This is a genomic window from Klebsiella sp. AqSCr (assembly GCF_008452795.1).
GTDB lineage: Bacteria > Pseudomonadota > Gammaproteobacteria > Enterobacterales > Enterobacteriaceae > Klebsiella > Klebsiella pneumoniae.
Genome location: NZ_MJDM01000005.1, coordinates 2,242,205 through 2,259,823, shown reverse-complemented (window position 1 = coordinate 2,259,823; position 17,619 = coordinate 2,242,205). Strand labels below are relative to the sequence as shown.

Annotated in this window: 16 protein-coding genes and 1 other RNA gene; 13 read left to right on the top strand and 4 right to left on the bottom strand. The window is 58.5% G+C overall.

The annotated features are described in order from the left end of the window. The first annotated feature begins 117 nt into the window (after positions 1-117). The 3 genes from BHE81_RS14990 (at position 118) to BHE81_RS14980 (ending at position 2,619) form a co-directional block, all read left to right on the top strand. Positions 118-975, top strand: a complete 858-nt coding sequence (locus BHE81_RS14990; protein WP_002916504.1) for a small-conductance mechanosensitive channel MscS — start codon at positions 118-120, stop codon at positions 973-975. A gap of 151 nt (positions 976-1,126) precedes the next feature. Continuing rightward, positions 1,127-1,762 (top strand): arginine exporter ArgO, encoded by a 636-nt coding sequence (gene argO, locus BHE81_RS14985; protein WP_004144747.1) that lies wholly within the window; start codon positions 1,127-1,129, stop codon positions 1,760-1,762. An 89-nt stretch (positions 1,763-1,851) separates the two neighbouring features. Continuing rightward, the gene (locus BHE81_RS14980; RefSeq protein WP_002916499.1) at positions 1,852-2,619 is read left to right on the top strand and encodes an oxidative stress defense protein; all 768 of its coding nucleotides are present in this window, start codon (positions 1,852-1,854) and stop codon (positions 2,617-2,619) included. 53 nt (positions 2,620-2,672) lie between these two features. Here the strand turns inward: BHE81_RS14980 and argP are convergent, their stop codons facing one another. Beyond that, the gene (gene argP / locus BHE81_RS14975) at positions 2,673-3,566 is read right to left on the bottom strand and encodes a DNA-binding transcriptional regulator ArgP (protein ID WP_002916497.1); all 894 of its coding nucleotides are present in this window, start codon (positions 3,564-3,566) and stop codon (positions 2,673-2,675) included. A gap of 167 nt (positions 3,567-3,733) precedes the next feature. On the opposite strand from argP, the gene rpiA reads away from it, so the two are divergent. Continuing rightward, the gene (gene rpiA / locus BHE81_RS14970) at positions 3,734-4,393 is read left to right on the top strand and encodes a ribose-5-phosphate isomerase RpiA (RefSeq protein ID WP_149888809.1); all 660 of its coding nucleotides are present in this window, start codon (positions 3,734-3,736) and stop codon (positions 4,391-4,393) included. A 269-nt stretch (positions 4,394-4,662) separates the two neighbouring features. Beyond that, the gene (serA, locus tag BHE81_RS14965; RefSeq protein ID WP_002916493.1) at positions 4,663-5,895 is read left to right on the top strand and encodes a phosphoglycerate dehydrogenase; all 1,233 of its coding nucleotides are present in this window, start codon (positions 4,663-4,665) and stop codon (positions 5,893-5,895) included. 83 nt (positions 5,896-5,978) lie between these two features. Here serA and BHE81_RS14960 read toward each other — a convergent pair whose 3' ends face one another. From BHE81_RS14960 to zapA, 3 genes are all read right to left on the bottom strand, one after another. Then, positions 5,979-6,575 carry a 5-formyltetrahydrofolate cyclo-ligase gene (locus BHE81_RS14960; RefSeq protein ID WP_004144746.1) on the bottom strand — a complete coding sequence of 199 codons (597 nt, stop codon included), beginning with the start codon at positions 6,573-6,575 and terminating at the stop codon, positions 5,979-5,981. 98 nt (positions 6,576-6,673) lie between these two features. After that, a non-coding RNA gene (gene ssrS, locus BHE81_RS14955) (6S RNA) lies at positions 6,674-6,857 on the bottom strand. A gap of 41 nt (positions 6,858-6,898) precedes the next feature. After that, positions 6,899-7,228 carry a cell division protein ZapA gene (gene zapA, locus BHE81_RS14950; RefSeq protein WP_002916488.1) on the bottom strand — a complete coding sequence of 110 codons (330 nt, stop codon included), beginning with the start codon at positions 7,226-7,228 and terminating at the stop codon, positions 6,899-6,901. 166 nt (positions 7,229-7,394) lie between these two features. On the opposite strand from zapA, the gene BHE81_RS14945 reads away from it, so the two are divergent. The 8 genes from BHE81_RS14945 (at position 7,395) to BHE81_RS14910 (ending at position 17,518) form a co-directional block, all read left to right on the top strand. Continuing rightward, positions 7,395-7,973, top strand: coding sequence for a YecA family protein (locus tag BHE81_RS14945; protein ID WP_002916486.1), 579 nt, complete (start codon positions 7,395-7,397; stop codon positions 7,971-7,973). A 23-nt stretch (positions 7,974-7,996) separates the two neighbouring features. Next, entirely contained in the window at positions 7,997-9,313 is a 1,317-nt protein-coding gene (gene pepP / locus BHE81_RS14940; protein WP_004193720.1) for a Xaa-Pro aminopeptidase, read from the top strand. After that, positions 9,310-10,488 (top strand): 2-octaprenyl-6-methoxyphenyl hydroxylase, encoded by a 1,179-nt coding sequence (ubiH, locus tag BHE81_RS14935; protein WP_002916482.1) that lies wholly within the window; start codon positions 9,310-9,312, stop codon positions 10,486-10,488. Before pepP ends, ubiH begins: the two co-directional genes overlap by 4 nt. A 10-nt stretch (positions 10,489-10,498) precedes the next feature. After that, positions 10,499-11,701 (top strand): FAD-dependent 2-octaprenylphenol hydroxylase, encoded by a 1,203-nt coding sequence (ubiI, locus tag BHE81_RS14930; protein ID WP_004149783.1) that lies wholly within the window; start codon positions 10,499-10,501, stop codon positions 11,699-11,701. Positions 11,702-12,123: 422 nt separating this feature from the next. After that, on the top strand, positions 12,124-13,218 hold the full coding sequence (gcvT, locus tag BHE81_RS14925; RefSeq protein WP_023301503.1) for a glycine cleavage system aminomethyltransferase GcvT: 1,095 nt from the start codon (positions 12,124-12,126) through the stop codon (positions 13,216-13,218). A 24-nt stretch (positions 13,219-13,242) separates the two neighbouring features. Continuing rightward, positions 13,243-13,632 (top strand): glycine cleavage system protein GcvH, encoded by a 390-nt coding sequence (gene gcvH / locus BHE81_RS14920; RefSeq protein WP_002916479.1) that lies wholly within the window; start codon positions 13,243-13,245, stop codon positions 13,630-13,632. A gap of 206 nt (positions 13,633-13,838) precedes the next feature. After that, complete coding sequence (gcvP, locus tag BHE81_RS14915; protein WP_004900541.1) at positions 13,839-16,712, top strand: aminomethyl-transferring glycine dehydrogenase; 2,874 nt, start codon at positions 13,839-13,841, stop codon at positions 16,710-16,712. A 62-nt stretch (positions 16,713-16,774) separates the two neighbouring features. Beyond that, positions 16,775-17,518, top strand: coding sequence for an SDR family oxidoreductase (locus BHE81_RS14910; protein WP_004174442.1), 744 nt, complete (start codon positions 16,775-16,777; stop codon positions 17,516-17,518). Positions 17,519-17,619 lie beyond the last annotated feature (101 nt).

Sequence of the window (17,619 nt, the reverse complement as noted above, 5' to 3'; positions counted from 1 at the left end):
GCAGAAAACTGTGATCCATTTGGCAAAACGTGCACTTATTGTTTACCCTATAACCTGACTGCCCTGTCGCAGGCTGAGTTATTTACTTCCCCCCAGGGGATTCATAAGGAATGTTAAATGGAAGATTTGAACGTTGTCGATAGCATCAACCACGCCGGGACGTGGCTGGCACGCAACCAGGAGCTGCTGCTGAGCTATGCCGTCAACATCGTCGCGGCTATCGCTATCCTGATCGTCGGGATGATCGTGGCGCGCGTCGTCTCTAATACCGTCAACCGCCTGATGCTGGCGCGTAAAATTGACGCTACCGTGGCCGATTTTCTCTCTGCGCTGGTGCGCTATGCGGTTATCGCTTTTACGCTGATTGCCGCCCTGGGGCGGGTAGGCGTGCAGACCGCCTCGGTGATTGCGGTGCTGGGTGCTGCCGGTTTGGCGGTGGGTTTAGCGCTGCAGGGATCGCTGTCGAACCTTGCCGCAGGCGTACTGCTGGTGATGTTCCGCCCGTTCCGCGCTGGCGAGTATGTCGACCTTGGCGGCGTGGCAGGTACGGTGTTGAACGTGCAGATTTTCTCCACCACCCTGCGTACCGCGGACGGTAAAGTAGTGGTGGTCCCGAACGGGAAAATCATCGCCGGCAATATCATTAACTTCTCCCGCGAACCGGCGCGTCGCAATGAGTTTATTATCGGCGTCGCTTACGATGCTGATATCGACAAGGTAAAGCAGCTGCTGACCTCGATTATCGAATCTGACGATCGAATTCTGCGCGATCGGGAAATGACCGTTCGTCTGAACGAACTCGGCGCCTCGTCGGTGAACTTCGTGGTGCGCGTGTGGAGCAAAAGCAGCGATCTGCAAAACGTCTACTGGGATATCCTCGAGCGTATCAAGCGTGAATTTGACGCCAACGGCATCAGCTTCCCTTACCCGCAGATGGATGTTCATGTGGTGCGCCTGCCGGAAAAAGCAGAGTAAACCGCCTCTCAATAACTTAGGCCGGCCATGCCGGCCTTTTTCAATAGCTCATCATTAGTAGTTCTAATTAATGATTAATTCTTTCAATTTCCGCTAATAATTCATTCGCGCTATAGTCAGCGCCACTCTCGAACTCAGCGGATAAATCCTTATGTTTACTTATTACTTTCAGGGGCTTGCCCTGGGAGCGGCTATGATATTGCCGCTTGGCCCACAAAATGCCTTTGTGATGAATCAGGGGATCCGTCGTCAGTATCATCTGATGATTGCCCTGCTATGCGCGGTCAGCGACTTGCTGTTAATCTGCGCTGGCATTTTCGGCGGTAGCGCACTGCTGATGCAATCCCCGTGGCTGCTGGCGCTAGTGACCTGGGGCGGCGTGGCCTTTTTGCTGTGGTATGGCTTCGGCGCATTGAAAACGGCGTTCAGTCAGAGTCTTGAACTCGCCAATGCAGAGGTAATGCAGCAGGGGCGCTGGAAAATCATTATCACCATGCTGGCGGTGACCTGGCTTAACCCGCACGTTTATCTGGACACCTTTGTGGTGTTAGGCAGCCTGGGAGGTCAGCTGGCGGTGGAGCCGAAGCGCTGGTTTGCGCTAGGGACCATTAGCGCCTCTTTCCTGTGGTTCTTTGGCCTGGCGCTGTTAGCCGCCTGGCTGGCGCCGCGACTGCGTACCGCCAGAGCTCAGCGGATCATCAATATTGTGGTCGGCGCCGTCATGTGGTTTATTGCGTTTCAGCTGGCAAGAGAAGGCGTCAGCCATATCCAGGCGTTGCTTAACTAAGCGTTGTCCGATGGACTTTCCTGCTGTACGCGCTAAGCTTGCTGGCATGCGTCCCGTAAGGGCGATTTAAGTAACATGGAGAAACGACAGTGAAGTTAAAAGTCTTAGCCCTGGCGGCAACACTCGGATTGACCACGATGGCGGCACAGGCCAGCGAATTGCCGGATGGCCCGCATATTGTGACTTCAGGCACAGCAAGCGTTGCTGCGGTTCCGGACATCGCCACCCTGGCGATCGAAGTGAACGTGTCGGCAAAAGACGCCGCGTCGGCAAAAAAACAGGCTGACGATCGCGTTGCGCAATATCTCTCTTTCCTCGAAAAGAGCGGTATTGCTAAAAAGGACATCAACTCGGCGAATCTGCGTACCCAGCCTGATTACGACTATCAGAACGGGAAAAGCATTCTGAAAGGCTATCGCGCGGTGCGCACAGTGGAAGTGACCTTGCGCCAGCTGGATAAACTCAACGGTCTGCTGGATGGCGCCCTGAAAGCGGGTCTCAACGAAATTCGCTCCGTCTCGCTGGGCGTTGCGCAACCGGACGCCTACAAAGATAAAGCGCGTAAAGCGGCGATCGACGATGCCGTGCATCAGGCGCAGGAGCTGGCCGCAGGCTTCCACAGCAAGCTGGGTCCGGTGTACAGCGTGCGCTACCATGTCTCCAACTATCAGCCGAGCCCGATGGTTCGCATGATGAAGGCCGCTGACGCTGCGCCGGTTTCTGCCCAGGAAACCTACGAGCAGGCGACTATCCAGTTTGACGACCAGGTCGATGTAGTCTTTGAGCTGCAGCCGGCGCAAGCCGCTGCTCCAGCCACCCCGGCGAAACCGGCGGAAACGCCGAAACCGGCCCAGTAAGCGATAGAAACAAAAAAGCCACTTCAGCGAAGTGGCTTTTTTATGCCCGCGGTTTAATCCTGACGCAGCACCTTGTGTCCGTAGTCAATGAGCGCATCGGTCACCCGGCGCATCATGCGGCTTTCCGGGGCGAAGCGGTGCCAGTAGAGCATGCGGCGCTGGAACAGGCCCGGGGTGAGATCGATAAGTTCGCCGCTGTTGAGCTCTTTTTCGATCTGCAGATGCGGGATCATACAGCAGGTGGTGCCCTGGCGCGCCAGCTGCACGAAAGCTTCCGACGAGTTGACGATGTGGCAGGGGACGCTGCCCGGCGGCAGGTCGAAGTTTTGCTGCAGGAACGCCTGATGCATATCGTCCAGATGGTCGAAGGCGACGACCGGCGCCTTAAGCAGCGCCGAACGCGTCACGCCATTCGGGAAATAGCGTTGCGCAAACTCTTTTGATGCGACAAACAGGTAATCGAGCGCCCCCAGCTGATCCACCAGGCAGCTTGGCAGCGCCTGCGGCTGGATACTCACTGCGCCCACTACTTCGCCACGGCGCAGGCGCTCCTGGGTGCGGGTTTCATCTTCCACCTGCAGGTTGAGACGAATAGGGGAGTCTGACAGAACGTTGGCCAGCGCCGGCAGCAGCCAGGTCGCCAGACTGTCGGCGTTCACCGCCAGCGACAGCAGCAGCGGCGTCGAGCCGGTTTGTTCATCGCCCAGCCACTCTTCCTCCAGCAGTTCAACCTGGCGCAACAGAGCCAGCAGTTTCTGTCCTTGCTCGGTGGGGCGCGGCGGCACGGTACGCACCAGCAGCGGCTGGCCGAACATATTTTCCAGCTGCTTAATACGCTGTGAGACGGCGGACTGGGTAATACATAGCTTCTGCGCGGCGCGCTCAAATCCTCGTTCCCTAATCACCGCATCCAGCGCTTGTAGTGTCCTGTAGTCCGGTCGTTTCATTATTCTGGCGTGCCCCCATAACTAATCGTTATCTCGCACTATGACATAAATTTTTATTTGATACAGACGAAATTGGTCTGTTCAGTTGTGTGATCTGCATCGCAGGGACATTTCCACTATCGATGTTCTATAATGCGCCACAGGCATTCACATCTCGGACCAGAATTATGACGCAGGATGAACTGAAAAAAGCGGTAGGTTGGGCAGCACTGCAATATGTACAGCCAGGGACTATTGTCGGCGTAGGCACCGGCTCGACGGCGGCCCATTTTATTGACGCGCTGGGCACCATGAAGGGGCAGATCGGAGGGGCGGTTTCCAGCTCCGACGCCTCCACCGAGAAGCTGAAAAGCCTCGGGATCACCGTCTTCGATCTTAACAGCGTCGATCGCCTGGGGATCTATGTTGACGGCGCGGATGAGATCAACGGCCATATGCAGATGATCAAAGGCGGCGGCGCGGCGCTGACCCGTGAAAAGATCATCGCCTCGGTCGCGGATAAATTTATCTGCATCGCCGACGCCTCCAAGCAGGTCGATATTCTGGGCAAGTTCCCGCTGCCGGTGGAAGTCATTCCGATGGCGCGCAGCGCCGTGGCGCGTCAGCTGGTCAAGCTGGGCGGCCGTCCAGAGTACCGTCAGGGCGTGGTGACCGATAACGGCAACGTGATCCTTGACGTGCACGGCCTGGAAATTCTAGATGCGATCGCGCTGGAAAACGCGATCAACGGTATTCCTGGCGTCGTCACCGTGGGGCTGTTCGCCAACCGTGGCGCCGACGTGGCGCTGATTGGTACTGCCGACGGCGTGAAGACCATCGTAAAATAGTCTGTCCGCAGGGAGCCGACCGGCTCCCTCGCAAATATTTTTTCATCAGGTGCAATTTGGTGACTTCTGTCACATTTATGCAACCATTCTGATTTACACGCTACCATTTCTTCTCTTTCTGGTGTTTTGTCCTGCGATTTCCCTCTGGATGACATTTCTTCAGGACGGCGACGCAAACGTTCATATTGCCGCGATAGTTTTTTTTGATATGTTGCTGAGACGAACTTTCGTTCAGCACGACATCAGTTAAGACAAAACAGGACGGGGAAATGGCTAAGGTATCACTGGAAAAAGACAAGATTAAATTTCTGCTGGTTGAAGGTGTGCATCAAAAGGCAATCGATAGCCTTCGCGCAGCGGGTTACACCAACATTGAATTTCATAAAGGCGCGCTGGATTCAGAACAGCTGAAAGCGTCGATCCGTGATGCCCATTTCATCGGCCTGCGTTCCCGTACCCATCTGACTGAAGAGATTTTCGCCGCAGCGGAAAAACTGGTTGCCGTCGGTTGCTTCTGCATCGGGACCAACCAGGTCGATCTGAACGCCGCTGCGAAGCGCGGTATTCCGGTGTTTAACGCGCCGTTCTCTAACACCCGCTCGGTGGCCGAGTTGGTGATCGGCGAACTGCTGCTGATGCTGCGCGGCGTGCCGGAAGCCAACGCCAAAGCGCACCGCGGGGTATGGAACAAGCAGGCGGTCGGCAGCTTCGAAGCGCGTGGTAAAAAGCTGGGCATCATCGGTTACGGCCACATCGGTACCCAGCTTGGCATTCTGGCGGAATCGCTGGGAATGCACGTCTTCTTCTATGATATTGAAAACAAACTGCCGCTCGGCAACGCCACTCAGGTACAGCATCTCTCCGACCTGCTGAACATGAGCGATGTGGTCAGCCTGCACGTGCCGGAAAACGCCTCTACCAAAAATATGATGGGCGCGGAAGAACTGGCGCTGATGAAGCCGGGCGCGCTGCTGATCAACGCCTCCCGCGGTACCGTGGTGGACATTCCGGCGCTATGCGATGCGCTGGCCAGTAAGCATCTGGCCGGGGCGGCTATCGACGTCTTCCCGACTGAACCTGCGACCAACAGCGACCCCTTCACTTCGCCGCTGTGCGAGTTTGATAACGTGATCCTCACACCGCATATCGGTGGCTCCACTCAGGAAGCGCAGGAGAACATCGGTCTGGAAGTGGCTGGCAAGCTGGCGAAATACTCTGACAACGGGTCAACCCTGTCGGCAGTTAACTTCCCGGAAGTTTCTCTACCGCTGCACGGCGGCCGCCGTCTGCTGCATATCCATGAGAACCGGCCGGGCGTCCTGACCGCAATCAACCAAATCTTCGCCGCGCAGAGCATCAACATTGCCGCCCAGTATCTGCAAACGTCGCCGCAGATGGGCTACGTGGTGATTGATATTGAAGCGGAAGAAGATGTTGCCCAGCAGGCGCTGCAGGCAATGAAAGCGATCCCGGGGACTATCCGCGCCCGTCTGTTGTTCTAATCATTTTTGCCTCTCGGGCAGGTCGCGTACCTGCCCGTTTTTTTGTTAATACTTTCCAGGCTGAATTTCTCGTCCCCGCGTACCTACCAACACCAGGTTTTTCCCGGGGTGATGACCGCCGGCAGCGGGATATCCCACTCTTCGCTCGGCAGGCTATCCACCTGCTGGCAGTCGTGCGCGTAGCCCACCGGCTGCAGGCGATACTGCTGCCAGTTTTGCAGCGTCCGGTCGTAAAAACCGCCGCCCATTCCCAGCCGTTGGCCACTGACATCGAAGGCCACCAGCGGGGTCACCAGCACATCGAGTTCAGCCAGCGGCAGCACATCCCGCACATCGAGCTTCGGTTCGCGGATCTTCAGGCGATTCACGATCAGTTGGCTCTGCGGATGGTAGTGTAAAAACAGCAGATTGCCGGGGCTAAAGGGATGCAGCACCGGGAGATATACCCGCTTGCCGGCGCGCCAGAGCTGGTCGATCAGCGGCTGGGTGTCCAGCTCGCCGTCAAAGGAGAGAAACAGCGCCACGTTGTGGGCGAGAACTATCGGCGGCCAGGCCATCATCCGCTCGGCGGCCTGTTGGGCAAACAGGCGCTGTTGCTCCGGGCTGAGTGCGCGTCGACGATCGCGGATCTGCTGGCGAATATGCTGACGGGAGAGCAGGGTATCGGGCTGTATAGTCATGCAGGTCTCGTTACGAGCTGGCGAAACAATAGGAGCAAGTGTAATACAGGGCGGCTTCAGCCGAAAACACGTATGGGGGATGATGCGAAGTAAAGAAGGGAATCTCCGAGATGCCGCCGCAGGCTGTAACCCTTGAACCCTTGGTTCAAGGTGAATGTGTCGTCACGGTTTTAAGGCTTCTCGGACGAACCGAGCATGCTCACCAACCGTGGAGCGCCACATTCTTGTGGTATGAAATATCGGCTCAGGGGACTGGCCCGCTTGCAAACATCTCAGAGAAATTTTGTTCTTGCGATTACTCTAACACAGTTAACTGCAAAGTGTTATTCAAACTTCGACCCTGGCTTTTCGCTTATGCGACCTTGCTCAAGCAATGCTTGTTCGATGGTCTGCTGAAGCATGCGAATGCGCTGCTCCATGCTGGAAGCGTAGTCGCGGGTCTTCGCTTTTTCCTGAGTCAACTCATAGCTGATGTTCAACGCCGCGATGAAGACCAGCTGCTCAGTATTTGTGACTCTAGTGCGTTCTTTTAAATCTTGCAACCGCTGATTAAGGTCTTCAGCTGCCTGATTCAGGGCATCCCTTTGTTCAGGCGGGCAATTCACTCGCAGTGAACGGCCGAAAATTTGGAGATCTACGGGTTGTGCAGACATGCCACCTTCCTGCTGATTGACTGCGCTGCCTTCACACCCTGGCCCGGGTCTGCGAAGGGGCGACACTATAGCTACCCTGGTGCGAAGATACAAGCCCTATTCTGGTTCACCAGGGTCCAAAGTGGTAGCATACCATGAATATTCCTCCCAACGATGACGAATGCGCATGTCTATACAGAACGAAATGCCTGGTTACAACGATGTAGACCAGTTACTGAACCAACAAGGGGTAGGTCTCACCCCGGCCGAAATGCACGGTTTGATCAGCGGATTGCTGTGCGGCGGCAACACGGACAGCAGCTGGCAGCCGCTGGTGCACGACCTGACCAACGAAGGTCTCGCCTTTGGCCATGAACTGGCTCAGGCGCTGCGTAACATGCATTCCGCCATCAGCGATTCACTGGATGACGACGGTTTCCTCTTTCAACTGTATCTGCCGGAAGGCGATGCGGTGAGCGTCTTTGACCGTGCCGACGCCCTCGCCGGTTGGGTCAACCACTTCCTGCTTGGTCTTGGCGTTAGCCAGCCGAAGCTGGATAAAGTGAAGGATGAAACCGGGGAAGCGATTGACGATCTGCGTAATATTGCCCAGCTGGGCTACGATGAAGACGAAGATCAGGAAGAGCTGGAGATGTCTCTGGAGGAGATTATCGAGTATGTCCGCGTTGCCGCACTGCTGTGCCACGACACCTTTGCCCGTCAGCAGCCAACCGCACCGGAAGTCCGCAAACCGACATTACACTAACTAAAATTCGTTCAGGGGGCGTCATGACTCAGCAGGAATTTCTATCGCGTCGCCAGACGCTGTTGGCGCAGATGCAGCCAGGCAGCGCGGCGCTGATTTTCGCCGCACCGGAAGCGGTGCGCAGTGCAGATTCGGAATATCCCTACCGGCAGAACAGCGATTTCTGGTACTTCACCGGCTTTAACGAACCGGAAGCGCTGCTGGTGTTGATTAAAAGCGATGAAACCCACAACCATAGCGTGCTGTTCAACCGGGTTCGCGATCTGACCGCTGAGATCTGGTTTGGACGCCGTCTGGGCCAGGAGGCCGCGCCGGCGAAGCTTGGCGTCGACCGGGCGCTGGCGTTCAGCGAAATCAACCAGCAGCTGTATCAGCTGCTCAACGGTCTGGACGCGATCTACTTCGCCCAGGGTGAATATGCCTATGCCGATGAGATTGTGTTCAACGCCCTCGAAAAACTGCGCAAAGGCGCGCGCCAGAATCTGCAGGCGCCGAACTCGGTTATCGACTGGCGGCCCATTGTGCATGAGATGCGCCTGTTTAAATCCGCGGAAGAGCTTGCCGTGATGCGCCGCGCCGGGGAGATCACCGCGCTGGCCCATACCCGGGCGATGGAAAAATGCCGCCCTGGCATGTTCGAATATCAGCTGGAAGGTGAAATTCTCCATGAATTCAACCGCCACGGGGCACGTTTCCCCTCCTATAACACCATCGTTGGCGGCGGCGAAAACGGCTGTATTCTGCACTACACCGAAAACGAATCTGAACTGCGCGACGGCGATTTAGTCCTGATTGACGCCGGCTGCGAGTATCGCGGCTATGCCGGGGATATTACCCGCACCTTCCCGGTAAACGGTAAATTTACCCAGCCGCAGCGCGAGATCTACGACATTGTGCTCGAATCGCTGGAGACCGCGCTGAAACTCTATCGGCCGGGCACCTCGATCTGTCAGGTTAACCAGGAAGTGGTGCGCATTATGATTACCGGCCTGGTGCGGCTGGGGATCCTGAAAGGCGAGATTGACGAGCTTATCGCCAACAACGCCCACCGCCCGTACTTTATGCATGGCCTGAGCCACTGGCTGGGTCTGGATGTGCACGATGTCGGTAATTACGACACCGACCGTTCGCGCGTCCTGGAGCCGGGAATGGTGCTGACCGTCGAGCCGGGGCTGTATATCGCCACCGATGCCGACGTGCCGGCGCAGTATCGCGGCATCGGCATCCGTATTGAAGATGACATCGTGATTACCGAAGACGGTAACGAAAATCTCACCGCCGGCGTGGTGAAGAAGGCGGATGAGATCGAGGCGCTGATGGCGGCGGCGCGCCAGTCATGAGCGTGCTGATCGTCGGGGGGGGGATGACCGGGGCGACGCTCGCGCTGGCCATCTCCCGTTTGACCGGCGGCGCGCTGCCGGTCCACCTCATTGAAGCGCAGGATCCGCATTCGTCACGCCACCCTGGCTTTGACGACCGGGCGATCGCCCTGGCTGCGGGCACCTGCCAGCAGCTGGCGCGTATCGGTATCTGGCAACGCCTCGCCGAACGCGCGACGCCCATCCAGCGAGTACACGTCAGCGACCGCGGTCATGCCGGGTTTGTGAATCTGGCGGCCGCGGATTATGGCCTGTCGGCGCTGGGCCAGGTGGTTGAACTCCACGATGTCGGCCAGCGGCTGTTTGGTCTGCTGCGCGAGGCGCCGGGCGTCACGCTGCACTGTCCGGCGAAAGTGGAAGCGGTCAGTCGCAGCCAGGAGAGCGTCAGCCTTACGCTTGAGGGCGGCGAAATCATTAACGGTAAGCTGCTGGTGGCGGCGGACGGTTCCCGTTCGGCACTGGGCGCCCGCTGCGGCATCAGCTGGCAGCAGCAGCCGTATGAGCAGATAGCGATCATTGCTAACGTCAGCACCGCGTTGCCCCACGAAGGTCGCGCCTTCGAGCGCTTTACCGAGCATGGCCCGCTGGCGATGCTGCCGATGTCGCAAGGGCGCTGCTCGCTGGTGTGGTGTCATCCGCAGTCGCGCCGCGATGAGGTGCAGAGCTGGTCTGACGAACGCTTTTGTCAGGAGCTGCAGCAGGCATTCGGCTGGCGGCTGGGGCGTATTACCCACGCCGGGAAGCGCAGCGTTTATCCGCTGGCCCTCACCACCGCCAGCCGCGCGGTGTCGCACCGCCTGGCGCTGGTCGGCAACGCGGCGCAGACGCTACACCCGATCGCCGGGCAGGGCTTTAATCTCGGCCTGCGCGATGTGATGAGCCTGGCGGAATTACTCGCTGACGCCCATCTCAGCGGCGAAGATGTCGGTCATTATCCACTGCTGTGCCGCTATCAGGCGCGCAGGGCAGGGGATAAAGCCGCCACCATCGGCGTGACCGATGGGCTGGTGCATCTGTTTGCCAACCGTTGGGCGCCGCTGGTGGCGGGGCGCAACGTCGGTCTGATGGCGATGGAATTATTTACCCCGGCGCGCGATGCGCTGGCGCAGCGTACCCTCGGTTGGGTTCCCCGTTAAGGAGTAGAACGTGCAAAGTGTTGATGTTGCCATTGTTGGCGGTGGAATGGTGGGGCTGGCGGTAGCCTGCGGTCTACAGGGTAGCGGCCTGCGCGTCGCAGTGCTGGAGAAAGCAGAGCCGCGACCGCTGGCCGCCGATGCGCCGCCGGCGCTGCGCGTTTCGGCAATTAATGCCGCCAGCGAAAAGCTGCTGACAAAGCTGGACGTCTGGCGCGAGATCGTCGCCCAGCGGGCCAGCTGCTATCACGGTATGGAAGTGTGGGATAAAGACAGCTTTGGCCACATTAGCTTCGATGACCAGAGCATGGGCTTTAGCCACCTTGGCTATATTATCGAAAATGCCGTAGTGCATCATGCATTGTGGCAGAAGGCGCAGCGTTGCGCTGACGTTACCCTGCTGGCTCCGGCGGAACTTCAGCAGGTGGCGTGGGGCGAGAATGAAGCCTTTCTCAGCCTGCAGGACGGCAGCATGCTGACCGCGCGGCTGGTGATCGGCGCCGATGGTGCCAATTCATGGCTGCGCAATAAAGCCGATATTCCGCTGACCTTCTGGGATTACCATCATCATGCGCTGGTGGCGACCATCCGTACCGCTGAGCCGCATCAGGCGGTGGCCCGCCAGGCGTTCCATGGCGACGGGATCCTCGCCTTCCTGCCGCTCAGCGATCCGCACCTGTGCTCGATCGTCTGGTCGCTATCGCCGGGGGAAGCGCAGCGGATGCAGCAGGCTGATGAAACCACCTTCAACCAGGCGCTGAATATCGCGTTCGATAATCGCCTTGGCCTCTGCCAGCTGGCAAGTGAACGTGAAGTTTTCCCGCTGACCGGCCGCTATGCCCGTCAGTTTGCCGCCCACCGACTGGCGCTGGTCGGCGATGCCGCGCATACCATCCATCCGCTGGCCGGGCAGGGGGTCAACCTCGGTTTTATGGATGCCGCCGAGCTTATTGACGAGCTGAAGCGCCTGCACGTCCAGGGCAAAGATATCGGCCAGCATCTTTATCTGCGCCGCTACGAGCGCAGCCGCAAGCACAGCGCGGCGCTGATGCTGGCGGGCATGCAGGGCTTCCGCGAAATGTTCTCCGGGAGCCATCCGGCGAAGAAACTTCTTCGCGATGTGGGACTCAAACTGGCCGATACGCTGCCGGGCGTGAAACCGCAGCTGATTCGCCAGGCGATGGGCCTCAACGATCTGCCTGCCTGGTTACGTTAACCGCGTCACACTTCTTTCACCCGGCCTGGGCGCCGGGTTTTCCCCCTCATTTGAAATATTCTAATTTCACCTCTTTTTTCGCATTAGATTTATTAATGCGTCCTTTTTTTTGTTAAAGAAATTAGAGCCGTAAAATCGCATAAAACACCATCATTACCTAATTGTCGCGCCGTTAATGTTAATTTTATGTGGCGTAAATCGCTTTTTTCCAGTCAATAACTCTGTAGGCTTTTCGGCGGATTTTAGCCATAAGCTAATGTGATGCCCTGAATGAGCTTATGGTTTAGCGCCGGGTTCGGTGGTAAGTTCAGGCCAAAGATAACGTTTGCGTCGGCGTCCGTCAGCGATGCCGACGCCGAATTTCGTGGCGCAAAATCGCCGACAATTTCGTGGCTGGTTCCGTTTTATTCGATGAGGAAAAGATGGCTCAACAGACTCCGTTGTATGAACAACACACGCTGTGCGGCGCGCGCATGGTGGATTTCCATGGCTGGATGATGCCGCTGCATTACGGGTCCCAGATTGATGAGCACCATGCGGTGCGCGGCGATGCAGGGATGTTCGATGTGTCGCATATGACCATCGTCGATTTCCACGGCAGCCGGATCCGCGAGTTCTTGCGCTATTTGCTGGCCAACGATGTGGCGAAGCTCACCACCCCAGGCAAAGCGCTCTACACCGGCATGCTGACCGCCTCCGCCGGCGTCATCGATGACCTGATTGTCTATTTCCTTTCTGAAGATTATTTCCGCCTCGTTGTTAACTCCGCCACCCGCGAAAAAGACCTCGCCTGGATCTCCGAACAAGCTGAACCTTACGGCCTTGAAATTACCGTTCGCGACGATCTGTCGCTGATCGCGGTCCAGGGCCCCCAGGCGAAAGCGAAGGCGGCGACGCTGTTTACCGACGCTCAACGTCAGGCCGTGGAAGGCATGAAGCCGTTCTTCGGCGTGCAGGCCGGCGACATGTTTATCGCCACCACCGGCTATACCGGCGAAGCGGGTTATGAAATTGCGATGCCGAACGAGCAGGCGGCTGATTTCTGGCGCGGTCTGCTGGACGCTGGCGTTAAGCCGTGCGGTCTTGGCGCGCGCGACACCCTGCGCCTGGAGGCCGGGATGAACTTGTACGGCCAGGAGATGGACGAAGGCGTTTCCCCGCTGGCGGCGAACATGGGCTGGACTATCGCCTGGGAGCCCGCCGATCGTAACTTCATCGGCCGCGAAGCGCTGGAGATGCAGCGCGAAAAAGGCACCGAGCAGCTGGTTGGCCTGGTGATGACCGAGAAAGGCGTCCTGCGCGGTGGTCTGCCGGTCCGTTTTACCGATAGCGACGGTAATCAAAAAGAAGGCATTATCACCAGCGGCACCTTCTCGCCGACGCTGGGCTACAGCATCGCGCTGGCTCGCGTGCCGGCCGGGATTGGCGACACCGCGGTGGTGCAAATCCGTAACCGTGAAATGCCGGTAAAAGTGACTAAACCTGGTTTTGTACGCAATGGCAAAGCCATTGTGTGATTTCCCTTTTTTGGAGATGAATTGATGAGCAACGTACCAGCAGAACTGAAATACAGCAAAGAACACGAGTGGCTGCGTAAAGAAGCGGACGGTACCTATACCGTTGGGATCACCGAGCACGCGCAGGAGCTGCTTGGCGATATGGTTTTCGTTGACCTGCCGGAAGTGGGTGCCACCGTTGAAGCGGGCGCCGATTGCGCGGTTGCCGAATCCGTGAAGGCGGCCTCCGATATCTACGCGCCGATTAGCGGTGAAATCGTTGCCGTCAACGAAGAGCTGAACGACTCTCCGGAACTGGTCAACAGCGACCCGTATACCGACGGCTGGATCTTCAAGATCAAAGCCAGCGACGAAGCGCAGGTTGCCGCGCTGCTGGATGCCGCCGCGTATGAAGCTTTACTGGAAGACGAATAAATACGCTTCATCCTTCACGCTGCAGGGGCGTTGGCTTCCTGGCTCCCCCCGGTCACTTACTTTTGTAAGCTCCCGGGGAGTCGCTGTGTCGCCGCCTTCCTGCAACGCGAATGATTTTGCGTATTCTGGCCCGGTAAGCATCAGCGCTTGCCGGGCAAACCAGTCAGACAACCACGATTCACCGCACGTTTCAGGAACCATCGCTCATGACTCAGACTTTAAGTCAGCTTGAAAACCGCGACGCCTTTATTGAACGTCACATTGGCCCGGACGCTCAGCAACAGCAAGAGATGCTGAAGACCGTCGGCGCGGATTCGCTTAACGCCCTGATCGGCCAGATTGTGCCGCAGGATATCCAGCTGGCGACCCCACCGCAGGTGGGCGACGCGACTACCGAATTCGCCGCGCTGGCGGAGCTGAAGGCGATTGCCAGTCGCAACAAGCGCTTCAAGTCTTACATCGGCATGGGCTATACCGCCGTGCAGCTGCCGCCGGTCATTCAGCGCAACATGCTGGAAAACCCGGGCTGGTATACCGCCTATACCCCTTACCAGCCGGAAGTATCCCAGGGCCGTCTGGAGTCGCTGCTCAACTTCCAGCAGGTCACTCTGGATCTGACCGGGTTGGATATCGCTTCCGCTTCGCTGCTTGATGAAGCCACCGCCGCCGCCGAAGCGATGGCGATGGCCAAACGCGTCAGTAAACTGAAGAGCGCCAACCGCTTCTTCGTTGCCGCCGATGTCCATCCGCAAACCCTGGACGTGGTGCGCACCCGCGCGGAAACCTTCGGCTTCGACGTCATCGTCGATGACGCCGACAAAGTGCTCGATCACCAGGATGTCTTCGGCGTGCTGCTGCAGCAGGTGGGCACCACCGGCGAAATCCACGATTACAGCAAACTGATCGCCGAGCTGAAAGCGCGCAAAGTGATTGTCAGCGTCGCTGCCGACTTTATGGCGCTGGTGCTGCTGACGGCGCCGGGCAAGCAGGGCGCGGATATCGTTTTCGGTTCCGCCCAACGCTTCGGCGTGCCGATGGGCTACGGCGGCCCGCACGCGGCCTTCTTCGCGGCGAAAGATGAATTCAAACGCTCCATGCCGGGCCGGATTATCGGCGTATCGAAAGATGCGGCGGGGAATACCGCGCTGCGCATGGCGATGCAGACTCGCGAGCAGCACATCCGCCGTGAGAAAGCGAACTCCAACATTTGTACCTCGCAGGTTCTGCTGGCCAACATCGCCAGCCTGTACGCGGTATTCCACGGCCCGGCGGGTCTGAAACGTATCGCTGGCCGCATTCATCGTCTGACCGACATTCTGGCCGACGGCCTGCAGAAGAAAGGGCTGAAGCTGCGCCATGCCCACTACTTCGACACCCTGTGCGTCGAAGTGGCGGATAAAGCCGCGGTGCTGGCGCGTGCCGAAGACCTGCAGATTAACCTGCGCAGCGATATTCACGGCGCGGTGGGCATTACGCTCGATGAAGCGACCACCCGCGAAGATGTGCTGAACCTGTTCCGCGCCATCGTCGGCGACGATCACGGTCTGGATATCGATACCCTGGATAAAGACGTGGCGCTGGATAGCCGTTCGATCCCGGCGGCGATGCTGCGCGACGATGCGATCCTCACCCATCCGGTGTTTAACCGCTACCATAGCGAAACCGAGATGATGCGCTACATGCACGCCCTGGAGCGTAAAGATCTGGCGCTGAACCAGGCGATGATCCCGCTGGGCTCCTGCACCATGAAACTGAACGCCGCGGCGGAGATGATCCCGATCACCTGGCCGGAATTCGCTGAGCTGCACCCGTTCTGCCCGGTCGAGCAGGCGGAAGGGTATCAGCAGATGATCGCCCAGCTTTCCGACTGGCTGGTGAAACTGACCGGCTATGACGCCGTCTGCATGCAGCCGAACTCCGGCGCGCAGGGTGAATATGCTGGCCTGCTGGCGATTCGCCATTATCACGAGAGCCGCAACGAAGGCCATCGCGATATCTGCCTGATCCCTAGCTCCGCGCACGGCACCAACCCGGCTTCCGCGCAGATGGCGGGTATGCAGGTAGTGGTCGTTGCCTGTGATAAAAACGGCAACATCGATCTCGCCGATCTGCGTGAAAAAGCAGAGCAGGCGGGGGCCAATCTCTCTTGCATCATGGTCACCTATCCGTCGACCCACGGCGTGTATGAAGAGACCATTCGCGAAGTGTGCGAGATCGTGCACCAGTTTGGCGGCCAGGTTTATCTCGACGGCGCCAACATGAACGCCCAGGTCGGGATCACCTCTCCGGGCTTTATCGGCGCCGACGTTTCGCACCTCAACCTGCATAAAACGTTCTGCATTCCGCACGGCGGCGGCGGCCCGGGCATGGGCCCAATCGGCGTGAAAGCGCACCTGGCGCCGTTCGTGCCGGGCCACAGCGTGGTACAGATTGAAGGTATGCTGACCCGCCAGGGCGCGGTTTCCGCCGCGCCGTTCGGCAGCGCGTCCATTCTACCGATCAGCTGGATGTATATCCGCATGATGGGTGCGGAAGGGCTGAAGCAGGCGAGCCAGAACGCGATCCTTAACGCCAACTACATCGCTACCCGACTGAAAGACGCCTACCCGGTGCTCTACACCGGTCGCGATGGTCGCGTAGCGCACGAATGCATTCTCGATATTCGTCCGCTGAAAGAAGAGACCGGCATTAGCGAGCTGGATATCGCCAAGCGCCTGATCGACTTTGGCTTCCATGCCCCGACCATGTCTTTCCCGGTAGCGGGAACGCTGATGGTTGAGCCGACGGAATCGGAAAGCAAGGTCGAGCTGGACCGCTTTATCGACGCGATGCTGGCGATCCGCGCGGAAATCGACCGCGTCAAAGCCGGCGAATGGCCGTTGGAGGATAACCCTCTGGTGAACGCGCCGCACACCCAGGGCGAGCTGGTGGGCGAGTGGAACCATCCGTACAGCCGTGAGCTGGCGGTATTCCCGGCAGGGTTGCACAACAAGTACTGGCCGACGGTGAAACGTCTGGATGATGTCTACGGCGACCGCAACCTGTTCTGCTCCTGCGTGCCGATGAGCGAATACCAGTAAGTTTGCGTTTTAGCTAAACTTTTAAAGGCGCTGCGGCGCCTTTATTTTTTTGGAGGGAAGGTATGGGAATAGCTCTTATTAGCGGCGCGAGCCGCGGCATAGGCCGGGCGACGGCGCTGCTGTTGGCGCAGGAAGGATATACCGTGGCGGTCAATTACCATCACAACATTAACGCCGCCACCGAGGTGGTGAATACCATTGTGGCGTCTGGCGGCAAAGCCACGGCGCTGCGGGCGGACATCAGCGATGAAGCGCAGGTGATGGCGATGTTTGAGGCGATCGACCGCATGGGCGAGCCGCTGACGGCGCTGGTCAACAACGCCGGGATCCTGTTTACCCAGTGTACGGTGGAGAGCCTGAGCGCCGAGCGTATTAACCGCGTGCTGGCCACCAACGTCACCGGTTATTTCCTCTGCTGTCGCGAGGCGGTAAAGCGCATGTCACATCGACATGGCGGTAAGGGCGGGGCGATAGTTAACGTGTCGTCGGCGGCGTCGCGCCTTGGCGCGCCGGGGGAGTACGTTGACTATGCCGCGTCGAAAGGGGCGGTAGATACCCTGACTACCGGGCTGGCGCTGGAGGTGGCGGCGCAGGGGATCCGGGTGAACGGCGTGCGTCCGGGGCTGATTTATACCGAGATGCACGCCTCCGGCGGTGAACCGGGACGCGTGGATCGAGTGAAAGGTTCGCTACCGATGCAGCGCGGCGGCCAGCCGGAAGAGGTCGCTCAGGCCATTGCCTGGCTGCTGAGCGACAAAGCGTCGTATGTGACGGGTAGCTTCCTTGAACTGGCGGGCGGGAAATAACCCGTAGATGTCTATTGCCCGGCGGCGCTGCGCTTGCCGGGCCTACGGGGTCAAAGCCGAATGGTAGGCCGGGTGGCGGATACGCCTTACCCGGCATAAAA